The sequence below is a fragment of the Neoroseomonas terrae genome, from assembly GCF_018129025.1.
Lineage (GTDB): Bacteria > Pseudomonadota > Alphaproteobacteria > Acetobacterales > Acetobacteraceae > Neoroseomonas > Neoroseomonas terrae.
This window is the reverse complement of sequence record NZ_JAAEDI010000027.1, coordinates 26978-43341: the sequence shown is the minus strand read 5'-3', so window position 1 is coordinate 43341 and position 16364 is coordinate 26978. Positions and strand designations below refer to the sequence as shown.

16 protein-coding genes are annotated in these 16364 nt (G+C 69.3%); 2 read left to right on the top strand and 14 right to left on the bottom strand.

The window, feature by feature from the left end:
* The first annotated feature begins 117 nt into the window (after nt 1-117).
* Nucleotides 118-1044, top strand: coding sequence for a Hint domain-containing protein (locus GXW78_RS21980; RefSeq protein WP_211871046.1), 927 nt, complete (start codon nt 118-120; stop codon nt 1042-1044).
* Nucleotides 1045-1260: 216 nt separating this feature from the next.
* Here the strand turns inward: GXW78_RS21980 and GXW78_RS21975 are convergent, their stop codons facing one another.
* The 3 genes from GXW78_RS21975 to GXW78_RS21965 form a co-directional block, all read right to left on the bottom strand.
* Nucleotides 1261-2040 carry an SDR family NAD(P)-dependent oxidoreductase gene (locus tag GXW78_RS21975; RefSeq protein WP_211871045.1) on the bottom strand — a complete coding sequence of 260 codons (780 nt, stop codon included), beginning with the start codon at nt 2038-2040 and terminating at the stop codon, nt 1261-1263.
* A gap of 126 nt (nt 2041-2166) precedes the next feature.
* Nucleotides 2167-2514 carry a hypothetical protein gene (locus GXW78_RS21970; protein ID WP_211871044.1) on the bottom strand — a complete coding sequence of 116 codons (348 nt, stop codon included), beginning with the start codon at nt 2512-2514 and terminating at the stop codon, nt 2167-2169.
* A gap of 174 nt (nt 2515-2688) precedes the next feature.
* Nucleotides 2689-3660: a Bug family tripartite tricarboxylate transporter substrate binding protein gene (locus tag GXW78_RS21965; protein ID WP_338147814.1), complete on the bottom strand. Its 972-nt coding sequence runs from the start codon at nt 3658-3660 to the stop codon at nt 2689-2691.
* Between the two features lie 137 nt (nt 3661-3797).
* Here GXW78_RS21965 and GXW78_RS21960 point away from each other — a divergent pair, with 137 nt between their 5' ends.
* A complete protein-coding gene (locus GXW78_RS21960) occupies nt 3798-4721 on the top strand; it encodes a lytic transglycosylase domain-containing protein (protein WP_211871042.1) in 924 nt (307 codons plus the stop codon).
* Here GXW78_RS21960 and GXW78_RS28360 read toward each other — a convergent pair.
* The 11 genes from GXW78_RS28360 to GXW78_RS21905 form a co-directional block, all read right to left on the bottom strand.
* Nucleotides 4718-5899 carry a glycosyltransferase family 87 protein gene (locus tag GXW78_RS28360; RefSeq protein ID WP_211871041.1) on the bottom strand — a complete coding sequence of 394 codons (1182 nt, stop codon included), beginning with the start codon at nt 5897-5899 and terminating at the stop codon, nt 4718-4720. The two genes, GXW78_RS21960 and GXW78_RS28360, sit on opposite strands and share 4 nt — an antisense overlap.
* Before the next feature lie 9 nt (nt 5900-5908).
* The gene (locus tag GXW78_RS21950) at nt 5909-6667 is read right to left on the bottom strand and encodes a tetratricopeptide repeat protein (RefSeq protein ID WP_211871040.1); all 759 of its coding nucleotides are present in this window, start codon (nt 6665-6667) and stop codon (nt 5909-5911) included.
* Nucleotides 6664-7626: a type II secretion system F family protein gene (locus tag GXW78_RS21945; protein WP_211871039.1), complete on the bottom strand. Its 963-nt coding sequence runs from the start codon at nt 7624-7626 to the stop codon at nt 6664-6666. The genes GXW78_RS21950 and GXW78_RS21945 overlap by 4 nt, the downstream gene beginning before the upstream one ends.
* Nucleotides 7627-7629: 3 nt before the next feature.
* The gene (locus tag GXW78_RS28520; protein WP_211871038.1) at nt 7630-8589 is read right to left on the bottom strand and encodes a type II secretion system F family protein; all 960 of its coding nucleotides are present in this window, start codon (nt 8587-8589) and stop codon (nt 7630-7632) included.
* A gap of 2 nt (nt 8590-8591) precedes the next feature.
* Nucleotides 8592-9959 carry a CpaF family protein gene (locus GXW78_RS21935; RefSeq protein ID WP_211871037.1) on the bottom strand — a complete coding sequence of 456 codons (1368 nt, stop codon included), beginning with the start codon at nt 9957-9959 and terminating at the stop codon, nt 8592-8594.
* A 2-nt stretch (nt 9960-9961) separates the two neighbouring features.
* The gene (locus GXW78_RS21930) at nt 9962-11194 is read right to left on the bottom strand and encodes an AAA family ATPase (protein WP_211871036.1); all 1233 of its coding nucleotides are present in this window, start codon (nt 11192-11194) and stop codon (nt 9962-9964) included.
* Nucleotides 11184-11534, bottom strand: a complete 351-nt coding sequence (locus GXW78_RS21925) for a hypothetical protein (protein ID WP_211871035.1) — start codon at nt 11532-11534, stop codon at nt 11184-11186. The genes GXW78_RS21930 and GXW78_RS21925 overlap by 11 nt, the downstream gene beginning before the upstream one ends.
* Nucleotides 11535-11539: 5 nt before the next feature.
* The gene (locus tag GXW78_RS21920; RefSeq protein WP_211871034.1) at nt 11540-13795 is read right to left on the bottom strand and encodes a type II and III secretion system protein family protein; all 2256 of its coding nucleotides are present in this window, start codon (nt 13793-13795) and stop codon (nt 11540-11542) included.
* Nucleotides 13792-14658, bottom strand: a complete 867-nt coding sequence (gene cpaB, locus GXW78_RS21915; RefSeq protein ID WP_211871033.1) for a Flp pilus assembly protein CpaB — start codon at nt 14656-14658, stop codon at nt 13792-13794. The genes GXW78_RS21920 and cpaB overlap by 4 nt, the downstream gene beginning before the upstream one ends.
* Nucleotides 14659-14662: 4 nt before the next feature.
* Nucleotides 14663-15172 (bottom strand): A24 family peptidase, encoded by a 510-nt coding sequence (locus GXW78_RS21910; protein WP_211871032.1) that lies wholly within the window; start codon nt 15170-15172, stop codon nt 14663-14665.
* 418 nt (nt 15173-15590) lie between these two features.
* Entirely contained in the window at nt 15591-15812 is a 222-nt protein-coding gene (locus tag GXW78_RS21905) for a Flp family type IVb pilin (protein WP_211871031.1), read from the bottom strand.
* Nucleotides 15813-16364 lie beyond the last annotated feature (552 nt).

Here is a 16364-nt window from a genome sequence, read left to right as displayed (position 1 = left end):
CGTCTCGGTGCCTTGTTTATCAATCACAAATTGTTTTGCTGCCGCATATGATCCGGCAGGCGGATGATATGGCATCTGCAGCGCGGCGAGCCGCCCGGCCCCGGACGGGAGACGATCATGGCCACCTACGAAACCAGCTACTATACGATCGGCACCTACGATCCCGTCTCGGGCACCTTCACCGCCTCGGGGCCGAGCGTTGCCGGCGACGTGCTGGCGTCGGACAACTCGAACACTCCCGACCAGCCTGGATGGGATGTGTTCAACCAGGGTGACAACATGACCACCACCGGTGCCGTCGGCACCGGGGGCCAGTATGTCGGCCACTACACGGACGGCTGGCTCGGCGTTCAGGGCGATACCTACTATTACTTCTCCAATTCACCGCTTGCCGGCGGCGATGACATTCCGATCGACCCGGGCGACTTCGTTGTCTGCTTCCTCGAAGGCACGCTGATCACGACGGCGGCCGGCGAGGTTCCCGTCGAGACCCTCCGCGCCGGCGACCTGGTGTTGACGGCAGGTCAACCCGGCGGGCTGCGGCCCGTGGCCTGGATCGGCCACACCCGCATACGCCTCGACCGTCATCCGAATCCGCGAAGCGTTGCGCCGATCCTGATCCGCGCCGGCGCGCTGGGCGCAGGCATCCCGTATCGCGACATGGCGGTTTCGCCGGAGCACGGCATCTTTCTCGATGGCCACCTGGTGGCGGCGCGGCTGCTGGTGAACGGTCGCAGCATCCTCCAGGACTTCTCCCGCCGCGAGATCACCTACTGGCACGTCGAACTGGAGGCGCATGGGCTGCTCGTGTCCGAAGGCGCCTGGACCGAATCCTATCTCGACGACGGCAATCGCCGCTTCTTCGACAATCACCACCTGACTGCGCTGGTGAAGGACTACGGCAGCGAGCGGCGCAGCGGATTCTATGCGCGCACCGCCTGCGCGCCGGTATTGACGGCGGGTCGCGACCTCGATCGGATATGGGGACGGCTGGCCGCTCTGGCCGACGCGGCGCCACCATCACGGACTGCGCTGGCGAGCTAGTTCGCCCTGCGGCAGCCGAGGATCAGAGATCGGTGACGTGAAGCGCCGCCTTCGACAGGCGGCGCCCCGTGCGTTGCGGTCGCGACCATGCCTGTGTTCCATCGTCACGATGCGGTCCGCCGGCGCAGGATCGCGAGCCGAACGCACCGCTACCGCGGCGGCTTTCGCTACAACCGCCTGCATCGCGGCTCATGCCGCCGCCGGCGTCCAAGCATGCTAGACGTGTTGGCCGCCGTTAATGTGCAGCTCCGCGCCGTTCACGTAGGACGATGCTTCGGTACAGAGGAAATAGATCGCCTGCGCGACCTCCTCGGGCCGGCCGAGGCGGCCCATCGGAATCTGCTCCTGCACGATCTTGTCGGTGCCCGGCGACAGGATCGAGGTGTCGATCTCCCCCGGGCTGATGGCGTTCACGCGCACGCCCAGCGGTGCGAAGTCGCTCGCCATCTCCCGCGTCAGCCCCGCCAGGGCCGATTTCGACGTGGAGTAAGCGACGCCGGCGAAGGGATGCACGCGGCTACCGGCAATGGAGGTGACATTCACCACCGAGCCCTTGGCCTTCTGCAGCGGCTCGATCAGGCCACGCGCCAACAGCAGCGGTGCGAAGAAGTTGACGCGAAAGACGCGCAGCCAGCCTTCGATATCCATCTCCAGCGAGCCGAGCCGCGCCCCGCCGCTGCCCTTTGGGGAGATCGCCGCATTGTTCACCAGCGCATCCAGCCGGCCGCCCTCGGGCGCCAGCCGCTGCTTGATCTCCTCGGCTGCCGCAACCGTTGCGTCGGGATCCGTGAGGTCGAGCTGGATGTGATCCTCTGGCCCCATCTCCCACGGACATTGCTCGGGAAAAGGCTGGCGGGAGATGGTGATGACCCGCCACCCGGCGGCGGAGAAGCGCTTCACCGTGGCGTGGCCGATCCCGCGGGACGCGCCCGAGAGCAGCATCACCCGCCGCGGCGCGTTGCTATCCCTGGATCGACCCGCGCCGCTGATGGACATGCAACTGCTCCGCATTCTTCGCGGCGGCGGGTATAGCGCGGGATGGCAGCACGGCACAGCGGCCGCGCGCCGGGCTTATGTAAGGCAACAGCGGGACGGAGGGGCGATGCCCCTCAGCCCTCCCGCTTAGGCTGCGCGGCGAAACGGCGTGGCGGCGCTGAAGGCCGCGGCCCAGGCCGGCGCAGCGCGCAGCAGCCGTTCCAACGCAGCTTCCGGCAGCGTCTCGGCATATTCCAGCGCCGTGACCGCCGATGCGTCCCAATGCCGCGCGATCTCGGTCACGGCCTGCACGGCCGGATGGCCACTGCCCGGCAGGCGCAGAGCACCCACCGCGGCGAGGTCGGCGGCGCGGCGCGCCGCACCGACCACGCGGGCCGCCTGTTCCAGCCGGAGGCGCGCGGCCAGACCGCCATCAGCCATCTCGGCAAGAGTACGGGCCAGACGAGCCGTCTGCAGGCGGGTCGAATCGATCATGTCGGCATGTCCCCTTTCGGACGTAGCGCGCAGCCTCCCTCACCGCGCGTCTCGGTTCTGATAACGTGGCGTCACACCTCCGTAACGACAAGGTTGATGTTCAGGATACCGACATGATGCTTTTGCATGGGCACTGGCATGCACAAAACAAAAGCAACCAAGTGAACTGTCTCGTTACTCCGGTTCCAGACCGGCGGCGCGCGCCTGCTGTCCCCAGAACGTTACCTGCTCGCGGATGAACGAGCCGAACTCGGCCGGGGTGGAGGTGACCTTCTCAATGCCGAACTCGCCGAGCCGCCGAACCGTGTCGGGTTGGTCCCACACGCGGCGGATGGCGGCGTTCCAGCCGCCGACGACCTCTTCCGGCATGCGCGCCGGTCCGACGGCGCCCATGAAGGACAGCAGTTCGAAGCCCGGCAGCCCGACCTCGGACAACGTCGGCCATTCGGGGAACAGCGGCGTGCGCGCCGCGGAGGTGATGCCGAGCGGCCTGAGCTTGCCCTCGTTCAGGAAGGCGCGGGAGGCCGCAACATCCGCGAACATGGACGTCACGCGACCGGCGATCACGTCGGTCATCGCAGGCGGCGAGGAGCGATACGGGACATGCGTCACGTCGACGTTGCCGATCCGATTCAGCATCGCCGCCCCCACCACCCCGGTCGCGTTGCCCGAGGCACAGGTGAGCTGTCCCGGCCGGGCCCTGGCCAGGGCGAGGAACTCCGGCATGGACCGCACCGGCACCTGCTCATTCACCGCGAAGACGAAGATGTAGGTCCCAAGACGGCTAAGCGGCGTGAAATCGGCAATCGGATCGTAGGTCGGCTGCCGCATCAGCGCCGGCGTCGCGCCGTGCGGGCTGTTCGTGGTGATCATGACCGTCTGGCCGTCCGGCGCGGCGCGCGCAGTGGCGACGGCGGCGATGGCCCCGTTCGCGCCGGGGCGGTTGTCCACGACCACCTGCACCCCCCAATCCCGCTCCAGCAGCGCGGCCAGGGTGCGGGCCACCGTGTCAGTGCCGGAGCCGGCGGCGAAGGGCACGATCATCGTGACCGGACGGCCCGGCTTCCAGCCACCCTGCGCGCGCGCCAGGCCAACGGCGAGAAATGGGGCGGCGATGATGGCCCGTCGCGCGATTGTGACAGTCACGGCGAAATCCTCCCTAATCGTATCGTTGTGCCGAGGGTCGCAATCGGCCGGGGACTTGTCCATCCGCGGCCTCGACCCGGGCGCGCGATGCGTTGGACTTGACCCGGCGTGGCGGATCAGGCCATGACGGCCGCGCAATGCAGAAGCCCGGACCCCGCGCCTCGAGGCTGCTCGGCCTGATCCTGCCCTTCGCCGCCGTCTGCGCGGCCCTCTCCTCGACGCCGTCCCGTGCCAATACCGACCAGCGTGGAAGCGAGGCCCGCCGGCCCGCCGCTGCGCGCCCGGCGGCGCAGCCCCGCCAGCAGACCGCCGCGCGACGTGCGACAACGACCCCGGCGCCGGCGCCGGCCGCCGTGGTGGCATCCAACGACCCGTGGGACGCTTGCGGGCGCGCCATCGCCGCGGCGGATCAGGGGTCGGGCCTTCCGGCCGGGCTGCTCGCCGCCATCGCGCGCGTCGAAACCGGGCGCCGGTCACCGGGTGGGGGCGTCCAGTCCTGGCCGTGGTCCTTCAATGCTGCAGGCGAAGGCCGCTACATGGCCAGCCGCGCCGAGGCGGTGGCCGAAGTGCAGGCTCGCATCGCCGCCGGCACGCGCTCGATCGACATCGGCTGCATGCAGATCAACCTGCTGCACCACCCGGATGCCTTCCCCAGCGTCGATGCGGGCTTCGATCCGGAGACCAATGTCCGCTACGCGGTGCGCTTCCTGAAGTCGCTGTTCGCCCGCACGGGCGATTGGGCGACGGCGACCGGGCAGTACCATTCCTCGACGCCGGAGCGGGCGACGATCTACCACATGCGCGTGACGGCGGCGCTGACCGGCCGGGGCTTCTCGCCAGGGCCCGCGCCGGGCGTCATCCCGCTTCCGGGGCCGGCGATGGCGGGGCTCTGCGCTTCAGGTCGTGGGGCGGTGCTGCTGGTGGGGTCGCAGGCGCCGTCTCTGCGGCCCGTCGTGGCGGTGCCCTCCGTCGAGTTGCGGCTGCGGGGCCGGCAGGCGGCGGCTCCCGTGCGGCCGCGGGTGATGTGCCTGCGAACCTCCAGCCGGGCGACACCGGGCTAACCCACCGCCCTGCATCGCCATGCGGCGTCCCGCCGCCACGCCAGCGCCAGCAGCAGCATCCAGGCCAGCGGCATGACAAAGGGGCGCTGCATCAGGATCAGCACCGCCGGGGCCAAGCAAGCCAGAAGCAGCAGCGCCTTCTCCCCCGGCAGCCAGCCGTCGCGTAGCGCCGCCCGGGCGAGGAACAGCGCTGCGATCGCGGTTGCCGGCGTGTCGTAACCCCAGACATAGGGCGTCAGCAGGTAGCTGGCGGCGATGGCCGCCGCCGCACGGGCTTCCTCCGGCCCTTCCGGACGGCGCAGCCAGAGTCGCAGCACGATGGCCGCCGCGACAGCCGCCACGACCGCATGGCCCGCAGCCGCCACCACCCCGGGGCCCGTCAGCCGCGCCAGGACGGCGTAGACCGATTGGATCCGCGGCGAGACCTCCCCGCCCAGCATGCGATCGGCGTTGCCGGTCAGGGACGGCACGAATGCCAGCCAGGTCCCCGTGCCGAAGGCTGCCCAGGAGAGACCCATCGCTGCCAGCGCCACCCCCGCCGCGACACCGAAGACGCGCCAGCGGCCGGTCAGCGCCAGCAGCAGCGGCAGCAGCAGGCCGAATTGGGGCTTGATGGTCAGCAGCCCAAGCGCCAACCCGGCGAGCGCCGGCCGCCGGTCGAGCAGCGCGAACGTCCAGGCAAACAGCGCCGCAACAAGGAGCCCGTTCTGACCGACGGACGTGGTCAGCAGCGTCGAGGGCGCGGCGAGCACCGCTACCACGGCGGCGCCGCGCGGCACGACGGACCAGGCGGCGAGGGCAAGCAGAAGCGCGGTCGCCAGCACCCAGAGCAGCCAAGCCCAACCGTAGCTCAAAGGCGCCAAGGGAAGGACGGCGAAGAAGAAATGCGGCGGGTTCAGCCAGCCGAGGGCTCCGCCGATCGCGTCCGCCTCCGCGCCGAGGACCGCGGCCTGCGCCTGCGCGAAGGCATCCCAGTCATAGGCCGTGGCAGCCTGCCCGGCTGCCGCGACACGCGCAGCGGCAACAAAGGCCAGCATGTCCGCCGGCATCGGCCCCGTACTGCGGATCACCGTCCCCGTCAGCAGGAGCAGCCCGTAGATCGCGACCACGCCCGCGCCGATGACGAGGACGCTGCGCCCGTTGACCCAGCCGGGCCAGCCGCCCTTCGGCAATGACACGAAGCGAGATCAGCTACGGCGGTCGCTCGGCGTGACCTCGATGATCTGACGGTTGCCGCCGCGGAAGGCCTCACCGAGCGCGGCCACGTCGCCGCCTGCCTCGCCCAGCACGGTGCGCGCAGCCACGACATCGCCCGTTGCGGCCAGAGCGATCCCGTAATTCGCCGTCACGCGCTCGGTCGCATCGGGCCGGCGCGCCAGCGGTTCCAGCACCGCCCGCGCCTCGTCGGGCCGGTTGTCCAGCAGCAGCGAGAGGCCGAGGTTGTTGGCGACCGAAACCGAGTTCGGCGCCAGCACCTGGGCGCGGCGATAGGATTCCTGCGCTTCGGGATGACGGCCCATCAGGTCGAGGGCGACGCCACGGCCGTCCAGCGCCTCGACGCTACGCGAATCGCCGGCGAGCACGCGGTCGAACAACGTCAGCGCCTCTCCCGCCTGGCCGCTGCGCAGGCGCAGCCGCGCAAGCTGCACGACCATCGCCCGTTCATGCGGCCGGCGCTGTACGGCAGCGGCGAGAACCTGCTCGGCCTGCGCATGGTTGCCGGCCCGCGTCAGCGCGCCGGCAAGCCGCATCTGCGCCTGGGCATTGTCCGGCTCCTGCGCCGCGGCGGCGCCGTACATCGACAGGGCGACGTCCATCTGGCCGTGCGATTCGGCGACCGCGGCAACGCGCATGCGCGACGCGGCATCGGGTTCACGAACCCCATCCGTCGCGCATCCCGAGAGCAACAGTGCCGACAGGCCAGCAATGATCAGGCGACTCGTCATTGCCTCATCCCCGAGAACAGACCCTTGCCGAGTTCCAGCACGGACGGCCCGACAAGGGCAATGAAGACCGCCGGCATGATGAACAGGATCAATGGAATCACCAGCAGCGCAGGAAGGCGGATGGCCTTCTCCTCGATCCGCAGCATGCGGTCCTGCCGCATCTCGGCGGCGAGGACGCGCAGCGCCTGCGCGAGCGGCGTGCCGTATTTCAGCGTCTGCGACAGCGTGCCGCCGAGTCGCTTGAAGCCCTCGAAGTTCGAGCGTTCGGCGAAGCGCTCCAGCGCCTGGCGCCGGTCCGGCAGCATGCGCAGTTCCTGCACCAGGACGAGGAAGGAGATGGCGAGCGGACGGTTGTTCGGCTCGATCTCCCGCGCCACGCGGTCGAGCGCGGTCTCGATCCCAAGGCCGGCCTCGGCGGTGACGACCAGCAGGTCCAGCGCGTCCGGCAGGCCCTTGCGCAGCTTCTCCTCATGCTTGCGCTTGAGATAGGAGAGGAACAGGTTCGGCCCGAACACGCCGACGACAATGCCGCCGAAGGTCATCATGGCCGTTCGCGGGATGTCGAAGCCGCTGAGATACGCGTAGAGAAACCCGCAGACCGGCAGGCCGATCATCAGCACCGCCTTCACGCCGATGAAAGTCGGCACGGCAGCACGCGGGTTGAGCCCGGCGGCGGCAATCGCGATCTGGAAATCTGCGACATCCTTGTCGGAGACCAGCGTCGTGTTGCGGAGCCGCTCCCCGAGACGCCGGAACGGCGCGGCCGCCGCCACGCCAGTACTCGTCATCGTCGCCGTGGCGTCGAACCCCGCGGAGTTCACCACGCCGTCGACGCGGCTTGCCATGTCCTTGTCCTCGGCACCACGGGCCAGCAGGACGGCGGCGAGGATGGCGAGGCAGACGGCAGCGCCGGCAACCAGGAATGGCGCGACGCCGCCGTCGAGGAACTGGTCGAGCATGGCTCAGTCCGCTCCCGCCCGCTTGATCATCCAGCGGATCACCAGATAGCCGAAGACCGAGAAGCCGAGCCCGATCATGACCAGCTTCTGGCCCGTCGGATTGCGGAAGAAATTGTCGATGTAGAAGGGCTGGATCTGCGACATCGCCAAGGCGGCGATATAGGGCAGCGCCATCAGGATGCCGGCCTGCATGCGGGCTTCGGCGGCCAGCGCCTTGGCGCGCTTCGCCAGGGCGACGCGCTTGCGCACGAGGTCGGCAAGGTTCTCGAGCGTCTCGGCAAGGTTGCCGCCGGTCTGGGTCTGGAGCCCGAACACCACCGCCAGGAAGGAGAATTCCGGCAGATCCGTCCGGTCGTGCAGTCGCATCAGGGCCTGGTCCACCGGGCGGCCGATGGCGACATCACCAAGCATGCGCGCGAACTCGTCACGCAGCGGGTTGGGCAGTTCCACGGCCACGCTGCGCATCGCCTCCCCGACCGGAAGGCCGGCGCGGATGGCACGTACCATCATGCCGATCGCATCCGGAATCTGCTGGAAGATCGCGTCGATGTAACTGTTGTGCTGCCAGGCAAAGAGGCCGCGCACGGCGAACAAGGCAATCGCACACCCGGCTGCGATTGCCGGGTACACACCAGTCACGTATCGCAGATAGTACCCGGCGACGACGCCCAGGAGCACACCGATGACGATCGTGGCCCACCACGGGATCTTCTGCTCCTGCGGCGTATCCGGATTGAAGCGCAGGAAGCGCAGGAAACGCTCGAGCAGCGGGCGGCGGTTCGCGCTCTGCAGGCGAATGCTGGGCAGGCCGCCGGTGTCCACCTCCCGCAGAGCGTGGGCGCCGGCATTCGCTACCCTTTCCTTCATCCGTCGCGCCTGGCCGGACTTCGCCAGCGTTACCAGTCCCGTCACCAGCGCGACGGTCAGCAACGCGCCGATGGCGAGGAGATAGGAGCGTTCCACGATCAGGCTTCCTGGAGCGCCCGCATCCAGGAATCGAGCATGCCGAAATAATTGAGGCGATCGACGAAGGCCGGCCGCATGCCCGGCGATACCCAGGTACCGCGCAGGCGCCCGTCGGCGTTCTCGCCTTCATATTGGAAGGTGAAGATGTCGTTCATCGTGATGACTTCGCCTTCCTGGCCGCAGATCTCGGCAACCTGGGAGACGCGGCGCCCGCCATCGCGCATGCGCTCGATCTGGACGATCAGGTCCACCGCGGCGGCGATCTGTGTGCGAATGGCGCGGGACGGCAGCGTCGACTGCCCCATCATCACCATGTTCTCGATGCGGGTCAGCGCGTCGCGGGCGGTGTTGGCGTGGACGGTGCAGAACGACCCGTCATGGCCGGTGTTCATCGCCTGCAGCATGTCGAAGGCCTCGGCACCGCGGACCTCGCCGACGATGATGCGGTCGGGGCGCATGCGCAGCGCATTGCGCACCAGGTCGCGGGCGGTGACCTCGCCGCGGCCTTCGAGGTTGGCGTGGCGGGTTTCCAGCCGCACGACATGGGGCTGCTGCAGCTGCAGTTCCGCAGCGTCCTCGATGGTGACAATGCGCTCGCCATGGTCGATCAGCCGCGACATGGCGTTCAGCATGGTGGTCTTGCCGGACCCCGTGCCGCCGGAGATGACGACGTTCAGCCGGCAGCGCGACGCGATCTCGAGGATGCGCTGCACCTGGGAGGACATCGAACCGTTTGTCGCGAGCGAGCCCAAATCGTAGCGCCGCCGGGCGAACTTGCGGATCGAGATGCAGGGCCCGTCGAGCGCCAGCGGCGGGAAGACGATGTTGACGCGCGACCCGTCGAGCAGGCGGGCATCGCAGAGCGGGCTCGATTCATCGACGCGCCGGCCGACCGTCGCCGCGATCTTCTGCGCGATGGCCGCCACCTGGCTGTTCGAACGGAACCGCACATTGGTCCTAATGAGCTTGCCGCGCACCTCGACGAAGACGTTCTCGGCGCCGTTCACCATGATGTCGTTGATGCTGTCATCAGCGAGCAGCGGCTCCAGCGGGCCGTAGCCCACCATGTCGCGCGCGATCTCCTCGGCGATGCGCGACTGGTCGCGTGCCGAGATCTCCATGCGCTCGCGGCTGGCGAGCTCATGGACCAGCGCATCGAGCTGCTGGCGCAGCGCGGCCGGCGGCAGCTCGCCGGCGACCACCGGGTCGATTCGCTCCATCACCAGCGTGCGCAGCCGGGCGAGCTCGGCGCTGTCCGACAGCGCCAGGTCGGCGGCGCTGATGTTGACCGAGTGGATCTCCGTATTGTTGGAGATCGGCACCGGGAGGTGGTTGGCGCCCTCGCTGCGCCGCCCGAACACGCGCATTGTCAGCCCCTGCCCTTGAGCAGCCGGCCGAGGAGCGAGCGCGACCGCTCGGTCGAGCGAACCGCCGCGATCTCCTGCGACAGGGCGCCGAGGGCGCGGCGCAGTGGTGGGCTGTCGCGCAGCGCCGGCCGGCCGAGATTCGCCGCCCGCGGCAATTGGCGCGGCAGGTCCGGAATGACGACGTCGGGCATGGCCCCGATGCCTTCCGCGATCAGCTTCACCGGCAGATAGCCCTTGCGGCCCATGCCGTTCAGCACGGTGATCACGCGTCCCGCCGAACCCGTCATCGTCACGAGCTTCTTGATCGAGACCGTGTCACGGATGCTCGCGACGTCCGGCCCGAGCACCAGCACCACATGCCGCGCCCGCTGCAACACCAGCCGCTCCATCGGGCCGGGCGGCATCGGCAGGTCGATGACGACATGGTTGAAGCGCTGGCGCAGCATCTCGACGACGCGGCGGGCACCTTCCTCGGTCGGCCGGACGTCGGCCTCCATCGCCTCCTCGGCGGCGATCAGCCTCACCCGCTCGCCGAGCGGCACGCCGACGCGGTCGAGGAAGAGGCTGTCCACGCGCTCCGGTTCCTCGAGCGCCACGCGCAGGCCGGAGGTGACCCGGGCGCCGAGCATCATCGCCGCCGCCCCGCCGCGGAGATGCAGGTCCAGCAGCGCGACATGGCCGCGCGTCACGTCCTCGAGCTGCAAGGCGAGATTGACGGCGAGCGTCGTCGCGCCCACGCCGCCATGCACGCCGCAGACGACCGTCACCTGCCCGCCGCGATCCTGCATCCCATCGCCGCCGCCCTGCACATGCGGGGCGAACAGCCGGGCGACGTTGTCGCGCGTCAGCGGCTTGTGCAGGTACTCATGCACGCCGACATTGCGCGTGATGTCGCGATAGAATGCGATCTCGGTCCGCTCGCCCACCACCAGCACGCGGACATCGGGCGTGCAGACCGAAGCAAGGTCGTCGAGTGCGCCGAAGGGATCCTCGATGCCCGTGATGTCGACGATCAGGACGCGCGGGGTCGCCTCCTTCTCCAGCGCCTTGGCCGCGGTGCGCACCGTGCCCCGCCGGAGCTGAGCACCCAGCATGTCGCCAATGCCGCCGCGGATCGCCGCCTCGGTCGCTTCATCGGACACGAAGACCATGAGCGACGGGCGATCGGCGGAGATGATCGCGCCGCCACGCTGCGCGTCGGGCATCTCGTGCAGGGCGCCGCGGTCAGTTGCCACCGGAACCTCCGCGGCCGCCGCTCGTGACGCCCGTCGCACCGCCGCCGCTGTCCTGGCCCACCTCGCTGAGGGTCGTGCGTGGGAGCGCAGGCCGCCGGCCATCCTGCAGCGCCTGCGCCGCGGCGGCGCCCATCGCGCCGCGATCCGTCGCGGCACCGACGCCGCGCGTCAGATTGGAAGGATCCGCCACCATGGCCCGGAGGTTGCGGTCGTTGATCCCCTCCGCCTGCCAGGTGCCGGCCCGCTCGAAATCGGTCGGCGGGAAATAGGTGTCCGGGGCGCAGGCGCCGAGGCCGAGCGCCAGGGCGAGCGTCGCGACGGGTGCGTATCGCAGGGCCATGACGCTCACTCCACGATGAAGCCGGCCGCCGCCGGCGGGCGGATCTGGCGGTAGGGCGCGCCGGAGCCGGTCTGCCGCCGCAGCAGCACGCGCTCGAGGTCGGTCGCCGGGCGGAAGGTGTCGAGCGGCGTGGCGAGCGCCGTCGGATCGGAGGTCGGCCGGACGAGATAGGGCGTGATGATGATCACCAGCTCCGTCTCGTTCCGGCGATACCGGTCGGAGCGGAACAGCGCGCCGAGCACCGGAATATCACCGAGGCCACTGACACCGCTGTTGTTGATCGAGGCGTTGCGGCTCAGCAGCCCGGCGATCGCGAAACTCTGCCCGCTGCCGAGTTCGACGGTCGTCTCCGCCCGGCGCACCGTCAGGCCGGGAATGCTGACGACACCGCCGGCAACCGGGAAGGAGATCGACCCGGTCTCACTCAACTCGCTGACCTCGGGTCGCACGCGCATGTTCAAGCGTTCGGGCGAGAGCACCGTCGGCACGAAGGCCAGGCTGACGCCGTAAGGCTTGTATTCGACCGACAGCGTCGCGCTGTTGTTCGCCGCCGCCGCGGGCACCGGAAACTCGCCACCGGCGAGGAAGGACGCCACCTCGCCCGACTGTGCCGTCAGGTTCGGCTCGGCGAGGATCGTGACCAGCCGGTCCTGGGCGAGTGCATCGATCAGTCCGTTGATGTCCCAGCCGCCGCTCGAATAGCGCATGCCATAGGTGCCGCCGGTGCCGGTGCCGGCGCCGCCGATCAGCCCGCCGAGCACGCCACCCGGGCCGGCGCCGATCGCACTGCCGATGATGCTTCCCGTCCGGATGCCAAGCTGCCAGTTGCCGCCGGCAAAGACACCAAGCCAGTTGAAGCCGAGGTCGCGCGTCACCTCACGCGAAACTTCGACGACCCGCACCCGCAGGTTCACCTGGATGCCGGACAGCAGGGTGAGATCGTTGATCACCTCGCGCGCTTCGCCACCCAGCGACTTGGCGATGGCTTCCGCGCGCTGCGCGTCGGCCGCCGAGGGCACCATGCCGGAAAGCTGGATCGCGCCCGTGCGCCCAGCCACGGAGACGCGGACATTCTGCCCGCCGCGCACCATGCGGCGGATCATGCTCTGGATCTGCCCGGCCGAGACGGTCGGTGCCGCCGCGACCGGTGCCGCCTGGGCCGGGCCCGTCGCGCCGCTGCTCGTCACGGTGATGTCGAACTCGGCAACCAGCGAGCCATCCTCCCGCGTCGCGATCAAATTCGTCCGGCCGGCATTCACGCCCATGACGAACAGGCTGGTCGGCGAGGCCGGCTGCACGCGCGCGATGCGCGGGTCCGCGACCAGCACGGTCAGCGCCGGGGCGGGCAATTCGACAAGACGGCCGGACCCCTGCTCCAGCACGAGCGGCCGGGTCATCGTGGCGCCCGGCATGGGCGTCACCATCTGCGGTGCGCCAGGCACCTGAACCGGGACGCCCTGCGCCTGCACCGGAAGGGCCTGCGGCATCATGGCCAGTCCGGGCGTCGGCATCGGCGCGCCGAATGGCGGCGTGCTGCGCGGGCCGACGGGCGGCAGGGCCTGGGTCATCTGGGTGGTCGCCGGCGACGCGGCCGGCGCGGTCGGCAGGACATTCGGCGTCAGCGCCACCGGCCGCGTGGCCTCGACGCCCGGCGCGGTGCTGGCCAGGACGGCGCCACGCGCTGCCGGGCGTTCCGGCACCGCAATCCGCGTCGCCGAGGCGAGGTCGGCAAGCACGGCCTCCGTCGTCGCCGCGCCGGCGCCCGCCGCGCCTTCAGCGCCGGCCGCCGTAACGGCACGGGCGGGCCTGGGCGGCGGCGGTGCGGTCACCGCGGCAAGCGGGGCCTCCGGGTCCAGGATGTCCACGACCAGCTTGGGGCCGTGGTGAAAATGCCGGAACTGGGCGCCCGGGCGGACGGTGATGCGCACCGCGTCGCCCTCGGACGTCAGCGCCATGACGTTGCGCGGCCTGGCGGTGCCGCTCACCTGCGGCTGTCCGGGCGACGCGAAGCGCAGCACCAGGGCATCCCCGGCGGCAATCGCCTGATAGTCGGTGCGCACCGGCCAGTCGAAGACGACCCGGCCGTAGCCGGGATGGTTGCCGACCCGCACGCCGATCGACGGCTCGGCCGCGACGCTGTGCGCGACATCCTGCGCAGTCGCCATTCCCACGGGCAGCAGCGCCAGGACCGCCGCCGCAGCGAGCCACGTCGCCCGCCACGTTGGCCGCAGAGTCCCGGCCGCCATACGCCCTTGGTTCATCTGAACGTAACCTCCTGCTGCGAACCGCCCTGGATGATGCGCATGCGCGGTGCAGCCGGCGCCGGAGCCTGTGGCGCCGCCAGGGCCGAGGAGACATCCGAGCCGAACACCAGCGACGGCCGCGGCCCCCCGGCCTCGGGCACGCCCTCGATGGCGCGGACGACGAGCGAGATGCGGCCAAGCTGCATCGCCACTGCCACCCGTTCCGCCTGCTCGGGCGTGACCTCGAGCGTCACGGTGCGTGCGACCACCCGGCCGGCCGCCGTATCCGTTCCGCTGTGACTGATTTGCTGATCCACCGCGATCACCCGAACCGCGGACAGAATTGTCTCGCCAACGACACGGCGTCCAGGCGATTCGGAGCCCTGCTGCTGCAGATCCTGGGTCAGGATCAGGTCCACCTCGTCGCCCGGCCAGATGAGACCGGAGGCGCCGGTCACGACATCAACGCCGACTGAAATGGCGCGCGTACCGGGCCGCAGCACGGCGGCGAGGAAGCCGCGATCGCGGGGGCGCAGCACGTCCGTGCGGATGATGGGACTGTTCGGATCGACGAAGCGGCGCAGCAGCGCGCCACGGAGTTCCGCGAGGGATTCGGCGCCGCCAACGAAGGCGCCTTCGGGGATGGCGTCGCCGGCAATCTCGACCTCCCGCATGTCATCATCCTTCAGCAGCGTGCCGATGGACAGCGGGCGCGCCGCGACGAGCATGCGGATGCGCTGGGCGGGCGCGACGGTGGGCGGCGCTTCGACGCGAGCGACCTGCTGCGGTTGCGCAGGCGGCTGCATCAGTTGGAGCGCGAGGATGCCGAGGCCGGTGGCGCTCAGCACCAGGGACAGGACGACGAGCATCCGCATGAACATCGGGTCAGACCCCTGCCAGGGTGTAGAGGACGAAGATGCCGCCGATCGCGATGGCGACGGCGTAGGGAAGCGGGCCACGCCGTCGAACACGCCAGGCTTCGACGGCCAGCACACGGCGGACCAGGGAGCCGCCCGCTACGACACGCGTCTCGGGCACGACATATCGCGCCAGGATGTAAGCGACGCCGAGAATGCCGCCGGCAAAGACCGTGGTGACGACGAAAAGCCACGTCTCGGAAGGCGCAAGGCCGACCGCCATGGCGCTCACGAGCTTGACGTCACCGCCCCCGAGCCAGCCTCGCATGGCAACCGCAAACAGCGCGGCGAACAACAAGGCGGCGACTGCCAGGGACAGAGCAGCTTCCTGCCAGCCCACCATGGCGCGCGTCACAAGCCCGACCGCAGCGATCGCTATCGGAATTCCATCGGGTATCAACCGCGTCGCGATATCCCTCGCGGCAGCGACCAGCAGGAGCAGTCCCGCTGCGACTGGGAACAGCATGAGATTGGCCATGTAACGAGCGCCCCAGATGCTGAACCCGCACCGCGTACAGCCCGCCGGTCAACGCGCCGCAAGCGATGCCTGCGTACTCGTCACGGACTGGGCTGCGTACTCCATCGGGTTGTTCAGACTGAAGGCGGATACCGCCGCCCCAACCACAATGATGATGCCAACGGCCAGGATCGCGTACTCAGCGGAGCTAACGCCGCGCCGATCCCCTAGTAGCCCACTCTCTCGCGTCGCCCTTAGCGTGAATCCAACCACGGTTTACCCCCTCGGCTACCCAACGAGCCTTTCGGGCCATCTAGCCAAATCCACGCCCGGGCCTGATGGCACATGGGCTGCACGAGACGCGACTGCCGCTCTCAATCCCGCCGCCGATCGTCGGGCACCACAAAGCGGGGCGCCCAGACGACCGGCGAACCGAGGATCAGCGGCCCCCGCCGGCGGCAGGGCCCTGCAGCGAGTTCTGTGTCGACGTGACCTGCGTGCCGATGCCCGTGAAGGCTGTGGTCAAGGTGCCCTGGAATGCGGCAACGGCGCCGCCGACCACGATCACCACACCCACCGCCAGAATGGCGTATTCGGCCGCCGTCACGCCCTTGCGGTCGGAAACGGCGCCACGGAGCGAAGCCAGAAACTTGCGAATCATGTCGATCCCCTTCGATGCATCTCAAAAAAACGAGCCGTTTTGTGCATCACCGCCATCAAATCCGCTCGTCTGGACCTTTTGATGGAAGCGCGAAGCGGATCGCCACCTGAGGTAGTCAACCGCGTCGAGACAACCAAAACACTCTCGTTAATGAAAGGTCAACGCCAAAAATTGAGATTTATTTGATATTTCTCTAAACGTGCCCGTCAGTCGCACCGTATGGCATGAACCTCATCCATGAAGACGCTTAGAACGATGCGATACCGGGCGACTCACGAAGCGTGAGCCCCCGCCCGGGTTGCAAAATTCGTTGCGACACGCGAATTTCAGCGGAATATTTCAGGCCGTCCAAAAAATCGTCGGCGCCTCGTCCCGCCTGCGTCGATGCAACAAACTTCACTCACTTGTGAGCGACAAGGCCCTACGAACGCAAGCGCCGGCATACTCTTCTGGCCGCATCCTCGCTGGTCCTGACGCGCCGCGTGGCGCGAAAGCCACAGCTTTCCGAGGGTCCCGCCGCCGCCTAGGCTCCCCGGGGAAACATCCAGACCT

Excerpts from the sequence above, each read along its gene's own strand:
- GXW78_RS21975 (WP_211871045.1), bottom strand. The coding sequence starts at position 2,040 with ATGTCCATCAGCGGCGCGGGTCGATCCAGGGATAGCAACGCGCCGCGG.
- GXW78_RS21925 (WP_211871035.1), bottom strand. The coding sequence starts at position 11,534 with ATGGCCCTGCGATACGCACCCGTCGCGACGCTCGCCCTGGCGCTCGGC.
- cpaB (WP_211871033.1), bottom strand. The coding sequence starts at position 14,658 with ATGTTCATGCGGATGCTCGTCGTCCTGTCCCTGGTGCTGAGCGCCACC.
- GXW78_RS21970 (WP_211871044.1), bottom strand. The coding sequence starts at position 2,514 with ATGATCGATTCGACCCGCCTGCAGACGGCTCGTCTGGCCCGTACTCTT.
- GXW78_RS21960 (WP_211871042.1), top strand. The coding sequence starts at position 3,798 with ATGCAGAAGCCCGGACCCCGCGCCTCGAGGCTGCTCGGCCTGATCCTG.
- GXW78_RS21905 (WP_211871031.1), bottom strand. The coding sequence starts at position 15,812 with ATGATTCGCAAGTTTCTGGCTTCGCTCCGTGGCGCCGTTTCCGACCGC.
- GXW78_RS21910 (WP_211871032.1), bottom strand. The coding sequence starts at position 15,172 with ATGGCCAATCTCATGCTGTTCCCAGTCGCAGCGGGACTGCTCCTGCTG.
- GXW78_RS21950 (WP_211871040.1), bottom strand. The coding sequence starts at position 6,667 with ATGACGAGTCGCCTGATCATTGCTGGCCTGTCGGCACTGTTGCTCTCG.
- GXW78_RS21980 (WP_211871046.1), top strand. The coding sequence starts at position 118 with ATGGCCACCTACGAAACCAGCTACTATACGATCGGCACCTACGATCCC.
- GXW78_RS21920 (WP_211871034.1), bottom strand. The coding sequence starts at position 13,795 with ATGAACCAAGGGCGTATGGCGGCCGGGACTCTGCGGCCAACGTGGCGG.
- GXW78_RS21945 (WP_211871039.1), bottom strand. The coding sequence starts at position 7,626 with ATGCTCGACCAGTTCCTCGACGGCGGCGTCGCGCCATTCCTGGTTGCC.
- GXW78_RS21935 (WP_211871037.1), bottom strand. The coding sequence starts at position 9,959 with ATGCGCGTGTTCGGGCGGCGCAGCGAGGGCGCCAACCACCTCCCGGTG.